This window comes from Asprobacillus argus, from assembly GCF_032248395.1.
In the GTDB taxonomy this organism is placed as follows: Bacteria; Bacteroidota; Bacteroidia; order Flavobacteriales; family Flavobacteriaceae; genus Polaribacter; species Polaribacter argus.
The window spans coordinates 198,292-219,194 of sequence record NZ_JAVTTO010000005.1; the positions used below are offsets into that span (position 1 = coordinate 198,292).

Here is a 20,903-nt window from a genome sequence, read left to right on the forward strand (position 1 = left end):
AATGCATTTTTGATTAAATTGTAATGTTTTGTTAATTTTTGTTTAATCTTTTTGTTTTATTGTTAAACATTTTATATATTTGAGTATGAAGTCTTTAAGGAAATTGCTTTTATTTCGACTATAATAAACGGAAATACCATAAAGATAACTTATAGGATTATAAAAAATAAATAATACTATACCACTCTATTTCGAAAAATAATCAGTGCTTTGCATTAAGATTGGAGTACTTAAAGACAGCACTAAAAAAAGACAACATGAGTATAGATACTGTAGTACCTCAAAAAAAACGTAGTATAGAAGCGAGAATTGAAAGATTTTCGATAGATGAAATAGGAGACGATCATTTATATACCGGATTAGAAACACCCATGAAGGTGGACGCTTTTGATACTTCTGACGAAGAAAAAAAGAAAAAAATAGCCTTTCACTTTGCAAAAATCATGGATGTAATGGGCTTAGATTTAACAGATGATTCCCTACAAGGAACACCAGAAAGGGTAGCCAAGATGTATATTGAAGAAATATTTTCTGGTTTAAACCCTAATAATAAGCCTAAAGTTGCGTTATTTGACAACAAATACCAATACAATCAGATGTTGGTAGAAAAAAATATAACGTTTTACTCGAATTGTGAACATCATTTTGTTCCAATTATTGGTAAAGCACATGTGGCGTATGTATCTTCAGGAAAAGTCATTGGGCTTTCTAAATTAAATAGAATAGTTCAGTATTTTGCCAAGAGACCACAAGTTCAGGAGCGGTTGACCAACCAAATTGCAAATGAACTAAAAACAATATTAGATACAGAAAATGTGGCAGTTATTATAGATGCTAAACATTTATGTGTATCTTCCAGAGGAATTAAAGATGATACATCATCTACAGTTACCTCTTATTATGGTGGTATTTTCAACACACCATCTAAGATTAATGAATTGTTAAATCATATAAATAATTAGTATATGGATATTATAGAAAAAGCTTTAGAATTTGAGAACAGAAAGCACAAGTTTGTTACAACTAGTGACCGTATCTTAGCTTCAAGAGAAGTTAAAGGATTGATTCTTTCTTTAAACGAAATCTATAAGGAAACAAAAGATGCTGACCTTATGGATATTATGAAGAGACTTACTGTTATTAAGCAAAAAATAGAAAAAAGACTGAAGGGTAGACCTACAGCGGCTTAGAAATAAGTTACATTCAAAATACATCAATTAGCGCAGATTGCTGTGCTAATTGATTCTTTTAAATAGAAGTATCTATTTAGCAATAGTTCCCTCAACATTTTATTACAGCACTCATTTAAGTAATACACTATGTCTTCTATTTACGAAATACCTATTAACACCCTACAAGGAAAACCAATACACTTATCAGATTTTAAAGGCAAAAACATGCTTTTTGTAAATGTCGCCTCAAAATGTGGATTTACTCCGCAATATAAAGGGCTCCAGGAACTTCATAATTTTTATAAAGACTCATTGGTACTGATTGGCGTGCCTTGTAACCAATTTGGCAAACAAGAACCAGGAAATGCCAACGAGATACAAAATTTCTGTGAAATCAATTACGGTGTTACCTTTCTAATGACTGAAAAAATAGAGGTAAAAGGTAAAGATCAGCACCCTCTTTATGCTTGGCTGACTTCAAAGTCCGAAAATGGTAGAAAAAGCTCTTCTGTAAAATGGAACTTTCAAAAATACCTTATAGGAAAAGAAGGAGAGTTTATAGATTATTTTTACTCTATGACAAATCCAACAAGTAAAAAAATCACCAAGCACTTAATTTAGTCCATGAAAAAATTCACGCTCCTACTTCTATTTTTGCTTATTAATTTTGGTGGGTTGGCTTTGGGTAGTTGGCTAATGAATAACGGCCCTGAAACATCATGGTATCAAGATTTAAGTAAAGCCCCGTGGACACCTCCGGGGTGGGTTTTTGGTGCGGCCTGGACGACCATTATGCTCTGTTTTTCAATATATCTGTCCGAATTATTTAAAAATCATTATTCTTTAACTGCTTTACGTTTTTTTATTGCGCAAGTGATTTTAAACGTTGGCTGGAATTATGTCTTTTTTAATCAGTACGAAATCGCTGGCGGACTTATTGTTATTATACTTTTAACATCATTGATCTTTTATTTCTTTTTCACATTTAAAAAAGATGTTAAGAACTATAGCTATCTACTACTTCCATACATGATCTGGTTGTGTATAGCAACCTCTTTAAATCTATACATTCTAATTCATAACTAATCATGAAAATTTACAGGTTGCACAAAAAACAAAATCTTCCCATAACTCTAGATCAAGCATGGGAGTTTTTATCAGATCCTAAGAATCTAAAAACCATCACTCCAGATTATATGAGTTTTGATATTTTATCAGGCATTGATCGCCCTATGTACGCAGGACAAATCATTCAATATATTGTTACGCCTGTACTAGGTATCAAAACCAAGTGGGTTACGGAGATAACTCATATAGTAGATAAACATTACTTTGTAGATGAACAACGTTTTGGCCCCTATGCACTATGGCACCATAAACACTTTATAAAAGAGATTGATAGGGGCGTAGAAATGGAAGACATAATAGATTACAAAGTTCCTTTTGGAATACTTGGAAGACTGGTTCATCCAATTTTAGTAAAACCTAAATTGAAGGAAATATTTGCATATAGACAGAAAAAACTCGTTGAACTATTTGGGGAATATAAATAACACTATGGAAAACGTTGTTGTTTTTTGGTTTCGCAGAGACTTGAGATTAGATGATAATACAGCTTTATTCCATGCATTAAACTCTGGAATACCTGTATTACCCATCTTCATTTTTGATCCAGATATTCTATCTAAGCTACCAAAAGATGACGCACGTGTAACTTTTATTTATGAGACATTAGATCAATTAAATAGAACTCTTAAAAAGCAAGGTAAAGCTATTGCTATATACCATGGTACCCCTTTGAAAATTTTTAACGAGATTTTAAAAGAACATGATGTTTCTGCAATTTACACGAACCATGATTACGAGCCTTACGCTAAAGAAAGAGATAATAGTATTCGAGAATTCTCTCGATCTAGATCTATTAATTTTCACTCTTTCAAAGATCAAGTAATTTTTGAAAAAAACGAGGTAGTAAAACCTAATGGCACTCCTTATGTTGTGTACACGCCTTATTCAAAAAAATGGCTCGAGAAATATCAGATGACGACTCCTAAAACTAACACATCTGCCAACATGATCGAGCATTTTCTTACTTCCAAAGACAATCCTCAAGTATCATTACAAGATCTTGGTTTTACACCCTCGAAAGTAAAAGTAGCATCTTTTCATTTAGATTCTCTTTTGATAGATGAATATGAAGCAACTCGAAATTTCCCAGCCTTAGATCAAACTTCTAAATTAGGGACACATCTGCGTTTTGGAACCGTAAGTATTCGAAGAATTGTCGCTAAAGCGGCTAAACAATATAATAGCACTTTCTTAAAAGAACTGATTTGGAGGGAGTTTTTTATGCAAATACTTTGGCACTTTCCGCAGACAACAGACACCTGTTTTAGACCAAAATACGAACGACTAGAATGGAGGAATAACGAAGAAGAGTTCAAAAAATGGTGCGAAGGAATGACTGGTTATCCTTTGGTAGATGCAGGAATGCGTCAATTAAATCAGACCGGTTTTATGCACAACAGGGTTCGGATGCTAGTAGGGAGTTTTCTCTGTAAACATTTGTTGATTGATTGGCGTTGGGGGGAAGCATATTTTGCCGAGAAACTACATGATTACGAAATGGCCAGCAATGTTGGAAATTGGCAATGGGTAGCTGGATGTGGCGTGGATGCCGCTCCTTATTTTAGAATTTTTAACCCGACTACGCACATTCAAAAGTTCGATAAAAACCTGGTCTATATAAAAAAATGGGTGCCAGAATTCCAAGAATTTACCTATCCCCCTCCAATGGTAGAACATACATTTGCCAGAGAGCGTTGTTTAAAAATGTATAAAGAAGCTTTGTCTTAAAATCTTTGCAATTTAAAACAGGTCGATTATATTTGTCTCACCAATTCGGGATGTAGCTTAGTCCGGTTAAAGTGCTGGTCTGGGGGACCAGAGATCGGAGGTTCGAATCCTCTCATCCCGACAACCTAAAGCCATGAAGTTCTCGTAGAAAGTTTACTTTCTTAAGAGAGCTTTTTTAGTTTTAGTTAAATTAAAGCCTTGCTTTAATTTGCAACGTACTTATGGAGGATCATGAAATAATTCTCTCATTTCGACAAAAAAACATCTTTTTTGCTTCTTTTTTTTATTCTAAAATTTATATTTGCACGGTCAAAAGCCGATGTAGCTCAGCTGGCTAGAGCAGCTGATTTGTAATCAGCAGGTCGTGGGTTCGAGTCCCTCCATCGGCTCTTTAAAGCTCCTTTATATAAAGGAGCTTTCTTTTATCCATAGAATCCCCTTTATTTTTGCTAAATTTGTATCCACTTATTCGTCAAATTAATTACTCAACGCATGCTTATAATTGGAATAGCTGGAGGTACTGGAAGCGGGAAAACCACCGTAGTAAATCAAATTATTAATGAATTACCTGCAGATGAAGTTTGTGTGCTCTCACAGGACTCCTATTACAAAGCTACTAATGATCTTAGTTACGAAGAACGAACCCGGATCAATTTTGACCACCCAAGAGCAATCGATTTCGATCTGATCATTCAACATTTAAAAGATTTAAAAGATGATAAGGTAATTGACCAGCCGATCTATTCTTTCGTTACGCATAACAGAACTAAGGATACTATTTCTACGCACCCAAGAAAAGTGGTCATTGTGGAAGGTATTTTAATTTTTAATAGCGAGGAGTTGCGTAATTTATTTGACATTAAAATATTTGTACATGCCGATGCTGATGAACGATTGATTAGAAGGGTACGCCGAGATATTTCAGAAAGAGGTAGAGATATTGATGAAGTTTTAAATAGATATCAAGATACTTTAAAACCTATGCATCAACAATTTATTGAACCTACAAAGAATTTTGCCGATATTATCATTCCTAACGACAGGTATAATACGGTAGCCATAGATATCGTTAGAACAGTAATCAACGAGAGGTTATAATATGACTCTAAAACAAATAAAGAAACATATCGTTTTTAAGATCCTTACGAATAAGTATGTCTTAATATTGATCATTTTCTTTGTTTGGATGTTCTTCTTTGACGAGAATTATTATTTAAATAAAGAGTTCGACAAAGAGATCAAAGATTTAGAGAACATCAATGCCTTTTACACAAATAAAACACAAAAGAACAATAAAGAGATCAACAGTCTTAAAGACAGCTCTCAACTAGAAAAATTTGCTCGAGAGCAGTATTTATTGAAAAGAAAGAACGAAGACGTTTATATCATAGAACCTGATACTATTAAAAAGTAATGAGCCATTATTTATTTGAAGAATTTTCGCCTGTTTCGCCCGCTGCTTGGAAACAAAAGATTCAAGTTGACCTAAAAGGCTTGGATTATAATGAAACTTTATTGCATACATCAAGCGAAGGTATTGTTATCAAACCTTTCTATACCAGCGAAGATCGATCAGACTCAAAAATAACGGTCCCTCAAAAAGGGTTTAACATCTGTCAGTCTATTTTTATTGATGATGAACACATAGCAAACACCTTGGCTAAAGATGCTCTAAAAAGGGGCGCCAATGCTATTCAGTTTATCGCAAATCGAAAATTTGATTACAAGCAAGTACTTCAAAATATTGAGATCGAAAACACGTTGATCTATTTCAAACTTCAATTTTTAGATACATCTTTTATCGTTGAACTTTCTGAGCATAGTACATCTAACAACATTTATTTTCAACTAGATATTGTTGGGAATCTAGCAAGAACTGGTAATTGGTATACGAACTTACAGGAAGATTTCTCTAAACTTGAAGAAGTAGTACAAAAAGTTGACAATGCTATCATGGTAGACCTTAGTTTGTACCAAAATGCCGGAGCAAACATTGTTCAGCAACTTGCTTATACATTGGCACATGCCAACGAGTACCTTAATAAATTTTCAGAAGTATCTGCACGCAATATACATTTCACATTTTCAGTTGGAAGTAACTATTTCTTTGAAATAGCAAAGATAAGAGCATTTCGCCTTCTTTGGGATTCCTTGGTTTCCGCATATGGAATTTCGAATGTAACACCACATATTTTTACGCAACCCAGTATTCGAAATAAAACATTATACGATTATAATGTAAATATGCTGAGAACGACGAGTGAATCTATGAGTGCTATTCTAGGAAGCTCTGATACAGTGTCTAATATAACTTATGACGCTTTGTATCACAAATCAAATGAGTTTGGAGAACGTATTTCTAGAAATCAATTATTGATTTTACAACAAGAAAGTTATTTGGCTGAGGCACAAGATTTTGCTGAAGGAGCTTATTATATTGAAAAGATAACGAGTCAGTTAGCTGAAAAATCATTAGATTTACTAAAGAAGATAGAAAAAAAAGGAGGCTTTTTGAAACTCCTGAAAGAAGGTACTATTCAAAAAAAGATCAATGAAAGTGCCAATAAAGAACAAGAAAAATTCAATTCAAAAGAAATAGTCTTATTAGGATCGAATGTATTGCCTAATGATAAGGATAGTATGAAAGATGATTTAGAAATCTATCCATTTTTGAAAAAGAAACACATAAAAACGCTAATCTCCCCCATATTAATTAAGCGTCTTTCTGAATCTTATGAGTCAGAACGACTTAACTTAGAAAATAATAGGATAGATGAACCGAAGCCCGAGAAAAATTGAAAAGTTAAAGAGAGAACAAAAATCTAAAAAAGCAGCCATCAAGAAATTACGGAAAAGAAGATTTAATGATTTGTTTATAATTATTATGCCACTCCTCATTTTGGTAGTGGTTTTAGAAAATTATATTATTGGTTTCTTTTCAAGTAGTAAAACATTTATTTATTTTTTTGTTGCTTGTCTTATAATTATAGTGGGAATATATTTATTGATCATAAAATTGAAGATCGATAAAATTCAAAAACGAGTAGATATTATAAGTGAAGATTTATATAAACTGATGAAGTTAGATTCGAAGAAAAAGATATGACGCGAAAAAGCATAGACCATATAACACTTAAAAAGCAAAAAACCTCTTCAAAAAAGTTTAAGCATGAGGATTTTGTTGCTGGAATTGCGCCAAACCTTCGTGGTCCCTACTCAACCATGTATGTGAGGAGACCATGGACTATCAGACAATATGCGGGATTTTCGACCGCAGAGGAGAGCAACGCTTTTTATCGCAGAAATTTGGCTGCCGGTCAAAAAGGACTGTCTGTTGCTTTTGATCTGGCAACGCATAGAGGTTATGATTCCGATCATGAACGAGTACAAGGTGATGTAGGTAAAGCGGGGGTTGCCATTGATTCAGTAGAAGATATGAAAATTCTATTTGATCAGATTCCCTTAGATAAGATGTCCGTGTCTATGACTATGAATGGCGCAGTATTACCAATTCTGGCCTTTTATATAGTAGCAGCGGAAGAACAAGGCGTTCGTCAAGAACAACTCTCGGGTACGATTCAAAATGATATACTAAAGGAGTTTATGGTGCGAAACACGTATATCTATCCTCCAACTCCTTCAATGAAAATTATTGCTGACATCTTTAAGTTTACCAGTAATCATATGCCTAAGTTCAACTCTATTTCTATCTCTGGGTATCACATGCAAGAAGCTGGAGCCACTCCTGAGATCGAACTAGCATATACACTAGCCGACGGTTTAGAGTATATTAAAAAAGGACTAGAAGCGGGAATGGACATCGATAGTTTTGCACCACGTTTATCATTCTTTTGGGCCATTGGTATGGATCATTTTAAAGAGATCGCAAAACTGAGAGCAGGAAGAATGTTATGGGCAAAATTAGTACGCCAGTTTAATCCAAAGAATCAAAAATCTTTAGCCTTAAGAACACACTGTCAAACCAGTGGATGGAGTTTAACGGAGCAAGATCCGTTTAACAATGTAGCAAGAACAACCATAGAAGCTATGGCTGCTGTATTTGGCGGCACGCAGAGTTTGCACACAAATGCCCTAGACGAAGCCATTGCCTTGCCAACAGATTTTTCTGCTAGAATTGCGCGTAACACACAAATTTACTTGCAGCAAGAAACACATATTACCAAAACAGTAGATCCATGGGCCGGTAGTTACCATGTAGAACAACTTACCGAAGATATTACAAACAAAGCTTGGGAACTGATTCAAGAAGTAGAAGAGTTGGGTGGTATGACCAAAGCCATTGAAAAAGGCATTCCAAAAATGCGGATCGAAGAAGCAGCAGCTAAAAAGCAGGCAAAGATCGATAGTGGACAAGATGTAATTGTTGGTGTTAATAAATATCAATTAGCGCAAGAAGATCGATTGCATATTTTGGAGGTGGATAATGAAGCCGTTAGAATTAGTCAAGTAGAAAGGTTGCACCATGTAAAATCAAAAAGAAATGCTGCACGCGTTGTTCAATCTTTACAAGATCTGACGGATTGTGCAAAGTCAGGTGAAGGAAATTTATTAGATTTGGCGGTAAGAGCGGCAAGAGAAAGAGCTACGTTGGGTGAAATTTCAGATGCACTTGAAACCATATTTGGAAGGCATAAAGCTGTTCATAAAACCATTTCCGGAGTGTATAGTAAAGAAATAAAAGACGATAAATTATTTAAAGAGGCTACTGAGTTAGCAGATAAATTTGCTGAATTAGAAGGAAGAAGGCCTCGTATTATGATTGCAAAACTAGGACAAGATGGTCACGATAGAGGTGCTAAAGTAGTAGCTACCGGGTATGCTGACCTTGGTTTTGATGTTGATATTGGACCTCTTTTCCAAACTCCGAAAGAAGCTGCAAAACAAGCTATAGAGAACGATGTTCATATTTTAGGAATCTCTTCTTTGGCAGCAGGCCATAAAACATTAGTACCTCAAGTAATGGCAGAACTGAAAAGCTATGGTCGTGAAGACATCATGGTTATTGTTGGGGGTGTTATTCCTGCACAAGACTATCAATTTTTATTTGACGCAGGAGCCGTGGGTGTGTTTGGACCGGGGACTAAGATTGCTCAGGCAGCTATTGACATGATTACAATTTTAATTGATTCTGTAGTAGATTCTTAGTATCTTTTCAGCAAGAAACTGACAATCACATGAATAAAAGACTTACACTCGTTGTATTGATTCTTTTTGTCACCTCATTTTCATATGGACAAAAAGGACTTTCAAAAAACAAAAAAGCACTATTAACATCTATACAAAAGCATCAGACTGCACTTATTAAAATTAGTGATGAAATCTGGAGTTTGGCGGAAACCGCTTTTGAAGAAACACAGTCTTCGGAAATACTAGCAAGTTATGCGGAAAAACAAGGTTTTAAAGTAGAACGAGGTGTTGCCGAAATGCCTACTGCATTTGTTGCTACATATGGATCTGGTTCACCTGTAATAAGTATTTTAGGCGAATTTGATGCCTTACCAGGAATTTCTCAAAAAGCACAACCCACCAAGAATCCTTTAATAGAAGGGGGAAACGGCCATGGCTGTGGCCATAACTTATTTGGCGCTGGAAGTCTAGGAGCGGCGGTTGCTATCAAAGAATTGATTCAATCTGGAAAGATCAAAGGAACTGTGAAGTTCTTTGGCACACCATCTGAAGAAAAATTCTTTGGAAAAATATGGATGGTAAATGCAGGGCTATGGGACGACGTTGATGTCAATATCAGCTGGCATCCATCAGCAAAAACAGAAGCAGATGTGCAAAGTTCATTAGCTCTAATTGATTTTAAAGTTGAATTCTACGGTCAAGCAGCACATGCAGCTGCCGACCCATGGAATGGAAGAAGTGCTTCAGACGCTCTTGAGCTATATACTTCAGGAATCAATTATTATAGAGAGCATGTAAAGCCGACAGTACGTATGCATTATCACATTCAAGATGGCGGACAAGTAGTTAATGTTGTACCTGATTATGCTCGTCTTTGGGTTAGAGTAAGAGACACCAAACGATCTGGAATGATGCCAGTATATGAGCGTGTGAAAGAAATGGCAAAGGGAGCTGCGATTATGGCAAATGTTGATTATAAAGTATCCTTGATTTCAGGAATTTATGAAGTATTAGTAAATCGAGAAGGAGGAAAAATCATGCAGCAGAATTTAGAGTTACTAGGGCCCATTCAATATACTAATGAGGAAATTGCTTTCGGAAAAAAGATACAAGAAGTAACCAATAAGGAACAGGTAGGTATGGATATTACCATTAAACCGCTACAAGAAACCAGAGAAAACCCTGGAGGAGGGTCTACAGATGTTGGCGATGTAAGTTGGAACGTTGCTAATATTAACCTTGTAGTAACCACAGCTCCAAAGGATACGCCATGGCATTCGTGGGCTGTAGTTGCGTGTGGCGGAATGAGCATCGGTCATAAAGGTATGTTGCATGCATCTAAAGCTATGTCTATGACCATGTTGGATCTCTTTGAAAATCCGGACCTAGTACAAAAAGTAAAAGCAGAATATAAGAAGCGTAAAGGTAGTACTGTTTACAAAGCGATCATTCCAGAGGGACCACCTCCAATCCCATCTCAAAAAAAGTAAAAAATTCAACCCTCATCACACTCCTTGTAATGAGGGTTTTTTACATCTAAAAAATACTTTTCTTTAGCGTTTAATGCGTAAATTTGCGATACTTTTTAATTCCACTTTTTTCAGATGAAAAAAATCTTAGATACACTCTACTCTACTCGTTTAATGGCCGTTCTATTTTTTGTATTTGCAATAGCCATGGGAATAGCTACTTTTATAGAAAATGATTACGGAACGCAAACATCCAAAGCACTGGTATACAACACCTGGTGGTTTGAAGCGATCATGGTTTTCTTTGTAATTAACTTCTTTGGAAATATTTTTAGATACCGTTTACATAAAAAGGAAAAATGGCCTGTATTGATGTTTCATTTATCCTTTATTTTCATCCTTTTAGGTGCTGGGGTTACTAGATATATTGGTTACGAGGGCATCATGCTGATCAATGAGGGAGAAACAACTAATAAATTCCTCTCAGAAACAACGTATTTAAACGTGGTTGTTGATGACAATAAGCAACAAAAAATATATTTTCCTAAGGTATTACTATCTGCCTGGGGAAAGAATACCTGGAGCTATAACAGCGAATTTAAGGGAAAAGACTTTTCGATAAAATTAAGAGAATACATTCCTTGGGCAAAAGAAGAATTTGTCGAAGATGAAAATGGCATTGAACACCTTTTTGTAGTGGAGTCTTCTAGTGGTAGTCGACATGAGCATTATATCGAAAAAGGTACCATTCAGAATATTCATGGAATTTTGGTAGGGTACGACGTTCCAAATAACAACGCAAACATAAATATTAAAAGTGTAAATGATACGCTAAGAATACTCACCAAAAATGATGGTGATTTTCAAATAATGGCTACGCAGCAAAAGGGCATTGTAAAAAAAGATAGTCTACAGGCATTCAACCTAAGAGCCTTGTACAAGGTTGCTGGATTACCATTCGTTGTGCCACAACCTCCAGTAAAAGGGGCCAAACAAACGGTTAGGGGACCAAAAGACAATAAGAAATTTGATCAACTGGTTTTAGATGTAACTGTGGGCGGCGAAACAAAATCTATTGATGTCGTAGGAGGTAAATTCAATTCAGAAGGAACCAAAGAACTTACTGTTGGAAACCTAAATTTTAGAATGTTATACGGCTCAAGAATTTTAGAAACTCCTTTTAACGTGAAATTAAATGATTTTCAATTAGAGAAATATCCAGGGTCAGAAAGCGCTGCTTCCTATGCCAGTGAAGTTACTGTTATTGACCCTAAAGAAACATTTGATTATCGTATCTATATGAATCATATTTTGGATCATAAAGGATATAAATTTTTCCAGTCCAGTTATGATTTATCTGGTCCGGTAGAACAGACGCATTTATCGGTAAATCACGATTTTTGGGGCACGTTGATCACCTATATTGGGTATTCGTTCCTATATTTTGGATTGATTTGCATTTTCTTTGCCAAGCATACACGTTTTGATTTCCTTAAAAAGAACTTGGTGAAAATTAGAAAGAAAAAGGCCGCACTATCTTTAATTACCTTCCTTACTCTGGGAGGTTTAGTTTCTGCTCAGGAACACAACAGTCATACAACACACACGATGACCGAGCAACAGATAGACTCTATTCTAGAGGCAAATATTGTTGATCTAGAGCATGCTGAAGCTTTTAATAAACTTGTGGTTCAGGATGTGGGAGGTCGTATGAAACCACTGCATACTTTTTCATCAGAACTCTTGCGTAAGGTAAGCAAGTCGGAAACTTTTAAAGGTATGGAACCTAGTCAGGTGGTGCTTTCCATTTTAGAAAACCCAAAATTTTGGTTCGAAGTTCCTATTATTTATCTGGAAAGAGGGAATACGCAGGTACGAGAAATTTTAGGTATCGATAAAGATGCACAATATGCGCGTTTATCCGATTTTTTCACTCCGACGGGAGCTTCTAAAATAGGTCCTTATGTAGAAGAGGCCCAAAAGGAAAAGATTCAAAGTAAATTTCAAAAAGACGTGATCAAAATCGATAGACGTGTCGGTTTATTATATCAAGCTATCGGAGGAAGTATCTTTAGGTTCTATCCTGTTCCAGGTGATGAAAACAACACTTGGGTTTCTAGACTAGAAGCACCCAGAGCCAATATTACTGGGAAAGATTCTGTTTTTGTTAGAGATGCTTTCCCAATTTACCAACGTATTTTGTATAATGCCAAACGAACTAAAGATTATAGTAGTGCCAATGAAACACTCGGTTATTTAATAGGTTTTCAAAAAAAATATGGCGCAGCAGTATATCCTTCTGAAGAAAAGATTGACCTCGAAATTCGATACAACAAAGCAAGGATTTTTGTGCAATTGTCTAAGTACTATGGATTAGTAAGTGTGTTCTTGATCATCTTTGTGATCATGCAAATATTCTTTGATAAAAAAGCCCTGAACTATTTAATCAAAGGGCTTATTGGAATTATTGTGCTATTGTTCGCATTGCATATAGCCGGTTTAGGCAGTAGATGGTATATTAGTGGAAACGCCCCGTGGAGTAATGCGTATGAATCTATTATTTATGTAGCATTTGCAGTGATGCTTTTCGGTTTGTATGTAGGAAGGAAATCGGCGTTAACCATTGGCGCTGCAGCGTTCTTAACAGCTACGATCCTCGCATTTGCCCATCAAAACTGGTTAGACCCTGAAATTGCGAACCTACAACCTGTGTTAAATTCATGGTGGTTATTAGTGCACGTATCTATTATTGTGGCAAGCTACGGGCCTTTTGCATTAGCCATGATCTTAGGTATTGTATCTCTATTATTAATGATCTTTACTACAGCAAAGAACAAACAAAAGATGGACCTAAATATTAAAGAGTTAACCATTATTAACGAGATGGCTATGACCATTGGCTTAGTGATGTTAACCATTGGAAACTTTCTTGGTGGTATGTGGGCTAATGAAAGTTGGGGTAGATATTGGGGTTGGGACCCAAAAGAAACATGGGCGCTGATTTCTATCATGATCTATGCTTTTGTGCTACACATGCGTTTAGTCTCTGGTTTAAGAGGTAAGTATACCTATAACCTTTGGTCTATAATTGCATTTGCTTCTATCATGATGACCTATTTTGGCGTAAACTTCTATCTGTCTGGATTACATTCGTATGCAAGTGGAGATAAAGTGATTACACCTAATTCTGTATTTTACTCTATTGGATTTGTGCTCATCTTAGGAGTTTTTGCATGGTTTAAGCATAAAAAATATTATAAAAATTAAGAGAAAAGCGTACTTTTGTACTCCCTAAACCACTTCTATATATAAAGTGGTCTGAATTAAAAATTTACATATGTTTCATAAAAATATAAAATTAGTTTTAGCAGTATTAATATTCGCTTGGTCTGTATACGAATTCTATCAGGGCAATATTATGAACGGAATCTCTATCTTATTATTAGCTGGGATTTTTGTTTTGCTATACTTTAAAAACGAATTTATTCTACTTGCCTTTTTACAATTGAGAAAGCAAAATTTTGCTGGCGCTCAAAAATGGTTAGGATATATTAAAAACCCTACCGCTGCACTTACAAGAAAACAAGAAGGTTATTATAATTACTTGCATGGGATCATGTTAAGTCAAACCAACATAACACAAGCGGAAAAATATTTACGTAAAGCTGTTCGTTTAGGCTTAGCAATGAATCATGATCTTGCTATGGCTAAATTACAGCTCGCAGGAATTGCCATGACCAAAAGACGTAAGCGTGAGGCAACCAACTTAATGGCGGAAGCTAAGAAGTTAGACAAACACGGAATGTTGAAAGAGCAGATGCAAATGATGAAGCAGCAAATGAAACGAATCTAAATATGTTTTATTTAAGACATTACAAAACCGTTATATTTTTTAAAAGTATAGCGGTTTTTTAATATATATCTCCAATAATTGAAATAACACCTACCACTAGCAGTATCAGAATTCCCAAATATAAATACAATCTGCCCATAGGATCACCTTTCACCAAAGCTTCTTCTTCCATGTCGCTTTTTCTAACCGCATAAAACCCTACTAATGACAGCAGTATCATTAGGATTCCTGTAAGCATTATTTAATCCTAGTAATGGTAAGGTCAGGGTTGTATTGTAGTATAAATAACCCGTTATTATCAGAAGTGGCAAAGAGTTTTTTACTAAACTCAAATTTACTCTCCAAACGATATGAAATACCCTCCTTAAAAGTGTCTTTTAAATTATTTCCAGAGGCCAATCGCATTAATATATCATATGTTATGTCGAAGCCTTTGGTTGCATAATACGACGGAAAGGCATTATTCTTTTCCTCATATTGCTTGTTAAATACCTGAGCTGCGACTGATGTATCATCTACATAAATATCAGAAGTATAGGTAAATCCTAGTTTTGCCAACTTATCATTATCTATCTTATCATAGGTATTGGATTTGTCACAAGCAAATATTTTAATCACCGTATCTTCTGGTAAGACCTGCATTTCAGGTTCGTCCTTTTTCTTTTTTAGATTATCCTTTCTATCACCATCCTCTTCTTCATCTTCTTCTGTTGGTAAGCTGATCAAGCTATTGATCGCATCCGAAGCAATGGCGCTCTTGTCCGTCGCTAAAATCACCCAGTTTCCTACTTCCGCTTTTAAGGAATTAATAATATAATCTTTACGAATAAAGCCATTTGCAGCATGAATAATCTTTGCTTCGCCGATGGAATCATTCCGTAACAAAAACGATCTAATCTGGTTAGCATTTCTTCTTGAAATTGCTGTACTATCTCCAATGATTAAAATATTCTCGTTCGTATATGAAGTATCTATGTGCTTTAACAACACTTCTTGATGTACCGACTTGTCGGCATATGTTTTTATCAGCTTAGACGAAGAAAAGTCTTTTTGGCTTCTTGAATAGACTGGAAATACAACTTCGGTGCGCACTCTATTCGCAAGAATTGCTGCTTCATCAGAGTATAACGGCCCTATGATAACGTCATTATCATCCAGATCATTATCATTTAAGATCTCTCGTATCTTCGAATTCTTTTTTCCCGTGTCGAACAAAGACACATCGATAGTAACACCTTGACTTCTAAGAGAGTCGATAGCCACCTCAGCTCCTAAGTAAAAATCAGTAGTAATATTTGCTAGTCGATTAGTGGCAAAAATATCCTGTGCTTCTATAGTGTCAAATTCCACTGCTCTAAAAGGAAGTAAAATGGCCAACCTTAATGCAGCCCCGATTTGCACAGTATCTTGATAAAAGATTACCTCATCTTCATCTGTAACAGGTTTGATCTTGATGATCATGCCCAATTTCAGTCCTTCAGAAAGTTCGGGATTCAACTCTTTTAAAGAGTTTTCTGAAACATTATAATATCGTGTTAAGTTATAATAGGTATCTCCTTTTTTAACTGTGTGCAGTACAAATTGTTTCTTAAGTTCCTCAAGGTTTACCTTCAAAGAATCAATCTCCACAGGATCACTAACTCCAATAGTATCTTTTTTTACAGGAATTGTAGTAAAATCTTTATTTGGTATAATAATTACGGTATTAGGTCGTGGCCTTCTACTTACATCAGGATTTAAACGCAATAAATCTTTTGTTTTCATATCCAGTCGCTTAGCGATTACCTTCATGGTCTCGCCTTTCTTTACCGTATATGAAATATATTTTTTTTGCTGCCCACAAGATGTTGCGATGCATAAAATAAAAAAGACTACAAAGAGTTTAAATCTTCTCATAAATTATTCCCATTCAATTGTTGCTGGTGGTTTAGAGCTAATGTCATATACAACTCTATTTACACCTTTCACTTTATTTATAATATTGTTCGACGTTTTCTGTAAAAACTCATAAGGTAAATTCACCCAATCAGCCGTCATTCCATCTGTACTTTCTACCGCACGTAAAGCTACTACTTTTTCATAAGTTCTTTCGTCTCCCATTACTCCTACCGAGTTTACTGGTAGTAACATTGCTCCAGCCTGCCATACTTTATTGTACAATCCGTGTTCTTTCAATCCATCAATAAAGATCGCATCTACCTCTTGCAATATTCGTACTTTCTCTTCATCTACATCACCTAAGATTCTGATTGCCAATCCAGGACCTGGGAAAGGGTGTCTTCCTAACAGCTCTTTATCAATTCCCATAGATGCTCCTACTCTTCTTACTTCATCTTTAAAGATCATGCGCAACGGCTCCACAATCTTTAACTTCATAAAATCTGGTAATCCACCTACGTTGTGATGGCTTTTGATTTTTGCCGAAGGTCCTCCGTTAACAGATACAGATTCAATGACATCAGGATAAATGGTTCCTTGCGCTAGCCATGTCACATTTTCAATCTTATGGGCTTCATCATCGAACACTTCGATAAACGCATTTCCAATCGCTTTACGTTTCTTTTCTGGGTCTTTCTCACCAGCTAAGGCTTTCATAAATCGTGCCGAAGCATCTACTCCTTTTACGTTCAATCCCATTCCCTCATACTGCTTCAATACACTTTCGAATTCATTCTTTCGAAGTAATCCATTATTTACAAAGATGCAATACAAGTTTTTCCCGATGGCTTTGTTTAATAAAACAGCAGCTACACTCGAATCTACTCCTCCTGATAAACCTAAAACGACTTTATCGTCTCCTAATTGTGCTTTTAAGTTGGCTACCGTAGTTTCTGCAAAAGAATTTGGTGTCCAGGTTTGTGCTACTCCTGCAATCTTAACTAAAAAATTCTCCAATATTTGTTTTCCATCTGTCGAATGATATACTTCAGGGTGGAACTGAATCGCGTATGTTTCTTCTCCTTCTATTTTATAAGCTGCATTTTCTACATCGTTGGTGCTTGCCAAATGAACAGCATTTTCTGGTAATTCCTTAATTGTATCGGAATGACTCATCCAAACTTGACTTCCAACAGATACTCCTTCAAAAAAACGCTCTCCGTCTTTTATAAAGGACAAATTCGCTCTTCCATATTCTCTAGTATTAGATGGCGCTACTTTACCTCCTGAAAAATGCGCTAAATATTGTGCTCCATAGCAAACACCCAATAGCGGCTTTTTTCCTCTGATCATTGAAAGATCGGGGTGTGGTGCATCGTCCGACCTAACAGAGAATGGGCTCCCTGAGAGAATCACGGCTTTAAAATTGTCAATATTCGTTGGTAATTTGTAATAAGGATGAATTTCACAGTAGATGTTTAATTCCCTTACTCTTCTCGCAATTAACTGGGTATATTGCGATCCAAAATCTAAAATAAGTACGTTGTGTTGTTGCATGTGCAAAAATAGTACTTCAATTTAAATTTGAAACATTTGTAAACAGAAATTTTACAGCTTTTTAATATCTATACACTACAGCATTTATATTCATTCCAGCGCCCACAGATGCTAAGATGATCACATCTCCTTTTTCTACCTTTTGATCTGTGATTTTGTTCTTTAAAACTAAATCTAATAGTGTAGGTACCGTGGCAACAGAACTATTTCCTAGTTTATGAATACTCATGGGCATGATTCCCTCAGGGATCGGTTTCTTGTATAGTCTGAAAAAACGCTTGATAATTGCTTCGTCCATTTTCTCATTTGCTTGATGGATAAACACTTTTTTTACCTCATCAATCGAAATACCACTTTTGTCTAATGCTGCTTTCATTGCATCCGGGACATTATTTAAGGCAAACTCATATATTTTACGCCCGTGCATTTTTATATAGCGTACATCTGGATCTTCATTCTTGTCAAAAGAGTTTCCAAAAAACAAATGGTAGGCTTCCTCTTTTGCAAATGTTTGTGTTGCATGACTTATAATTCCCGAATCTGTCCCTTCTTTTAATTCAACAATACAGGCCCCAGCTCCATCACTATAGATCATAGAATCACGATCGTGTTTATCCAGCACTCTAGAAAGCGTTTCTGCTCCAATTACTAATGCCTTTTTTGCCATTCCAGATCGTATAAATGCATTGGCTTGAATAACACCCTCTACCCAACCTGGGCAACCAAATAAGATGTCATATGCCACACAATTAGGATTTTCAATTCCCAATCTATACTTAACACGTGTTGCCAAACTTGGTAAGATATCACTTTGAATTGCAGCGCTTTTTACATCTCCAAAATTATGTGCTAGAATAATATAGTCTAGTTCTTCCGGGTCAATTCCTGCATCTTCAATGGCCTTTAAAGCGGCAAAATAACCTAAATCCGAGGTATTGTATTCTGTCTTAGCATATCGCCTTTCTTCAATACCAGTAATAGACTTGAATTTCTCAATAATAACCTCATTGTCATGTGTAAAATCCGTTCCGTCCGAATTCAAGAAACGATGGTCTCTAAATTTTCCGTTCTCTTTTCTTATTTCAGGGATATAAGTTCCTGTTCCCGTGATAACTGATGAAAACATAATCTTTTTATTTAGTTAAGCTAGTTAACGACAAATGAACAAGTTTTCATACATCTATCCTACCCTTTCTGGGAGATTTTTCAAATTTTTATGGATTTATTAAAATTTTTAACTTTTACTAAGAATTCAAGGGAATTTTCTTAAAAAGATAAGAATATGATAATCTATAAATAAGAGGCATCAAATGAAAAGGGAAGTAACGAAACAACAGATTCAGTTTTTACAATTTTGCCTGTTTCTCCCATGAAAATAATCTCCATAGGTTCTTTTTGATTTACCTCATATTCCAACATGGTCTGTCGGCAAGCACCACACGGTCCTACTGGCTTATCTACTTTTGTATTTTGGGAAGTTGCAGTGATTGCTATTTTTTTTATTTTCACTCCAGGATAGCTCGCACCAGCTCGCCAGATAACCACTCTTTCTGCGCACATTCCAGATGGATATGCTGCATTCTCCTGATTGCTTCCTAAAATTACTTGATCGTTTTCTAACAATAATGCAGCTCCTACTCTAAATTTAGAGTATGGAGCGTACGAATTATGTGTTGCTTTTAATGCTTCAGCTAGTAAACCTCTATCTTCTTCTGAAAGTTCTGAAAGGTTTTCATAGACAACTGCTGAAGTAGATATGTTAATTTTCTTCATGTAATCAATGTCAAGAAAACTAAGGTACTAATAATCTTCATATATCTCTCCTAAATCGAAAGATAATGAGAAACGTAGTGAGTTCTCTAATGGGTTATTTACATCAGAAGAATTGATTAAGTAAGATAGGTCGATATTTAAAGCATTTGTTTTGAAACCTGCTCCTAATGTAAAATATTGACGATTTCCTTTTAACTCGCTCTCATGAAAATATCCTGCTCTTAATGCAAAGGCATTGTTATATAAGTATTCTGCTCCTAAAGCATATGTAAACTCCTTTAATTCTTCACTTAATCCTCCTGGTGCATCACCAAATGATTGGAAAATACCAGCTACCCAACCTACATTATCATCCTTACCATCGATAATAGCTCCTGTGTTATCTCTTGTTGGCGGTGTTGGTACTAATAATTTTGTAAATTCAAGATTTACCCCAATTACATTATAGTCATCTAAGATAAAATCGAATCCACCTCCAAATTTCAAGTTTGTCGGAATAAAATCTTCTTCTCCAGGCACATAAGAAACCTTAGGGCCAATATTGGCAATATTAAAACCTATCCTATATCGACCGTTAAACGTTCCATAATTTTCTTCTTCGGATTGATAATACCCAGAAACGTCTACTCCAAAGGAGTTGATCGGTTGTAAGTTCGATGTAGTTCCTGTAAAGGCAAGGTTTGATCTAAAATATCTAAGGCTAACTCCCATTGAAAAAGTTTCACTCAATTTTAAAGCGTACGTTCCCGATAAGGCAAATTCATTTGGATTAATGGTACCTGTAGGATTTCCCACATTATCCGTAAGATCTACTTGACCTAAAGAGAAGTATCTAAACTCTGCTCCCCAGGCAGAAGTCTCACTAAATCGGTTAATATAAGATGCTCCTCCAATAAAGATATCATCCGTAAGGTTACGCAACCATGGCGAGTAATTTACTCCTATTTGTATTTGTCTTGAGCTAAATGCTATTTTGGAAGGATTATGGAATAATGAATTTGCATCTGCAGACGTAGATACTCCAACATCACCCATACCACCTGCTCTCGCATCTGGCACAATTAATAAAAAGGGGGTTGCCGTTGTTATTCCATTTGTTGTTTGTGCATTTGCCTTTGACAAAAACATAACACACACTACAAGGTAAAATCCTAGTTTTCTCATACTTAATTCGTTCAGTTGGTTTTACAAATATCT

The 20,903-nt window shown here is 35.6% G+C and carries 19 protein-coding genes and 2 tRNA genes; 15 read left to right on the plus strand and 6 right to left on the minus strand.

The window, feature by feature from the left end; translation table 11 throughout:
- Nucleotides 1-257: 257 nt before the first annotated feature.
- The 15 genes from folE to RQM59_RS13640 all read left to right on the plus strand — a co-directional run bounded on the left by folE (nt 258) and on the right by RQM59_RS13640 (nt 14,498).
- Entirely contained in the window at nt 258-962 is a 705-nt protein-coding gene (folE, locus tag RQM59_RS13570) for a GTP cyclohydrolase I FolE (RefSeq protein WP_349242663.1), read from the plus strand.
- Nucleotides 963-965: 3 nt separating this feature from the next.
- The gene (locus RQM59_RS13575) at nt 966-1,190 is read left to right on the plus strand and encodes a hypothetical protein (protein ID WP_349242664.1); all 225 of its coding nucleotides are present in this window, start codon (nt 966-968) and stop codon (nt 1,188-1,190) included.
- A gap of 129 nt (nt 1,191-1,319) precedes the next feature.
- Nucleotides 1,320-1,793 (plus strand): glutathione peroxidase, encoded by a 474-nt coding sequence (locus RQM59_RS13580; RefSeq protein WP_349242665.1) that lies wholly within the window; start codon nt 1,320-1,322, stop codon nt 1,791-1,793.
- Between the two features lie 3 nt (nt 1,794-1,796).
- The gene (locus RQM59_RS13585; protein ID WP_349242666.1) at nt 1,797-2,258 is read left to right on the plus strand and encodes a TspO/MBR family protein; all 462 of its coding nucleotides are present in this window, start codon (nt 1,797-1,799) and stop codon (nt 2,256-2,258) included.
- 2 nt (nt 2,259-2,260) lie between these two features.
- The gene (locus tag RQM59_RS13590) at nt 2,261-2,725 is read left to right on the plus strand and encodes an SRPBCC family protein (protein ID WP_349242667.1); all 465 of its coding nucleotides are present in this window, start codon (nt 2,261-2,263) and stop codon (nt 2,723-2,725) included.
- A gap of 4 nt (nt 2,726-2,729) precedes the next feature.
- Entirely contained in the window at nt 2,730-4,028 is a 1,299-nt protein-coding gene (locus RQM59_RS13595; protein WP_349242668.1) for a cryptochrome/photolyase family protein, read from the plus strand.
- A gap of 46 nt (nt 4,029-4,074) precedes the next feature.
- Nucleotides 4,075-4,149, plus strand: a tRNA-Pro gene (locus tag RQM59_RS13600).
- 194 nt (nt 4,150-4,343) lie between these two features.
- Nucleotides 4,344-4,417 (plus strand) — tRNA-Thr (locus RQM59_RS13605).
- A gap of 103 nt (nt 4,418-4,520) precedes the next feature.
- On the plus strand, nt 4,521-5,126 hold the full coding sequence (udk, locus tag RQM59_RS13610; RefSeq protein WP_349242669.1) for a uridine kinase: 606 nt from the start codon (nt 4,521-4,523) through the stop codon (nt 5,124-5,126).
- A 1-nt stretch (nt 5,127) separates the two neighbouring features.
- Nucleotides 5,128-5,442 carry an FtsB family cell division protein gene (locus RQM59_RS13615; protein ID WP_349242670.1) on the plus strand — a complete coding sequence of 105 codons (315 nt, stop codon included), beginning with the start codon at nt 5,128-5,130 and terminating at the stop codon, nt 5,440-5,442.
- Nucleotides 5,442-6,827 carry a methylmalonyl-CoA mutase subunit beta gene (locus RQM59_RS13620; RefSeq protein WP_349242671.1) on the plus strand — a complete coding sequence of 462 codons (1,386 nt, stop codon included), beginning with the start codon at nt 5,442-5,444 and terminating at the stop codon, nt 6,825-6,827. Before RQM59_RS13615 ends, RQM59_RS13620 begins: the two co-directional genes overlap by 1 nt.
- Nucleotides 6,828-7,130: 303 nt before the next feature.
- Nucleotides 7,131-9,194, plus strand: a complete 2,064-nt coding sequence (gene scpA, locus RQM59_RS13625; protein ID WP_349242672.1) for a methylmalonyl-CoA mutase — start codon at nt 7,131-7,133, stop codon at nt 9,192-9,194.
- A gap of 29 nt (nt 9,195-9,223) precedes the next feature.
- The gene (locus RQM59_RS13630) at nt 9,224-10,666 is read left to right on the plus strand and encodes an amidohydrolase (protein WP_349242673.1); all 1,443 of its coding nucleotides are present in this window, start codon (nt 9,224-9,226) and stop codon (nt 10,664-10,666) included.
- A 114-nt stretch (nt 10,667-10,780) separates the two neighbouring features.
- Nucleotides 10,781-13,912 (plus strand): cytochrome c biogenesis protein CcsA, encoded by a 3,132-nt coding sequence (locus tag RQM59_RS13635; protein WP_349242674.1) that lies wholly within the window; start codon nt 10,781-10,783, stop codon nt 13,910-13,912.
- A 70-nt stretch (nt 13,913-13,982) separates the two neighbouring features.
- Nucleotides 13,983-14,498: a DUF2892 domain-containing protein gene (locus RQM59_RS13640; RefSeq protein WP_349242675.1), complete on the plus strand. Its 516-nt coding sequence runs from the start codon at nt 13,983-13,985 to the stop codon at nt 14,496-14,498.
- Between the two features lie 58 nt (nt 14,499-14,556).
- On the opposite strand, the gene RQM59_RS13645 is transcribed toward RQM59_RS13640, so the two are convergent.
- The 6 genes from RQM59_RS13645 to porV form a co-directional block, all read right to left on the minus strand.
- Entirely contained in the window at nt 14,557-14,736 is a 180-nt protein-coding gene (locus RQM59_RS13645) for a hypothetical protein (protein WP_349242676.1), read from the minus strand.
- Nucleotides 14,736-16,394 carry a LysM peptidoglycan-binding domain-containing protein gene (locus tag RQM59_RS13650; protein WP_349242677.1) on the minus strand — a complete coding sequence of 553 codons (1,659 nt, stop codon included), beginning with the start codon at nt 16,392-16,394 and terminating at the stop codon, nt 14,736-14,738. Before RQM59_RS13650 ends, RQM59_RS13645 begins: the two co-directional genes overlap by 1 nt.
- 3 nt (nt 16,395-16,397) lie before the next feature.
- A complete protein-coding gene (guaA, locus tag RQM59_RS13655) occupies nt 16,398-17,933 on the minus strand; it encodes a glutamine-hydrolyzing GMP synthase (protein WP_349242678.1) in 1,536 nt (511 codons plus the stop codon).
- Nucleotides 17,934-17,994: 61 nt separating this feature from the next.
- Nucleotides 17,995-19,059, minus strand: a complete 1,065-nt coding sequence (locus RQM59_RS13660; RefSeq protein ID WP_349242679.1) for a 3-oxoacyl-ACP synthase III family protein — start codon at nt 19,057-19,059, stop codon at nt 17,995-17,997.
- 164 nt (nt 19,060-19,223) lie between these two features.
- On the minus strand, nt 19,224-19,706 hold the full coding sequence (gene cdd / locus RQM59_RS13665) for a cytidine deaminase (RefSeq protein ID WP_349242680.1): 483 nt from the start codon (nt 19,704-19,706) through the stop codon (nt 19,224-19,226).
- A gap of 27 nt (nt 19,707-19,733) precedes the next feature.
- Nucleotides 19,734-20,870, minus strand: coding sequence for a type IX secretion system outer membrane channel protein PorV (gene porV / locus RQM59_RS13670; protein WP_349242681.1), 1,137 nt, complete (start codon nt 20,868-20,870; stop codon nt 19,734-19,736).
- Between the last annotated feature and the right edge of the window lie 33 nt (nt 20,871-20,903).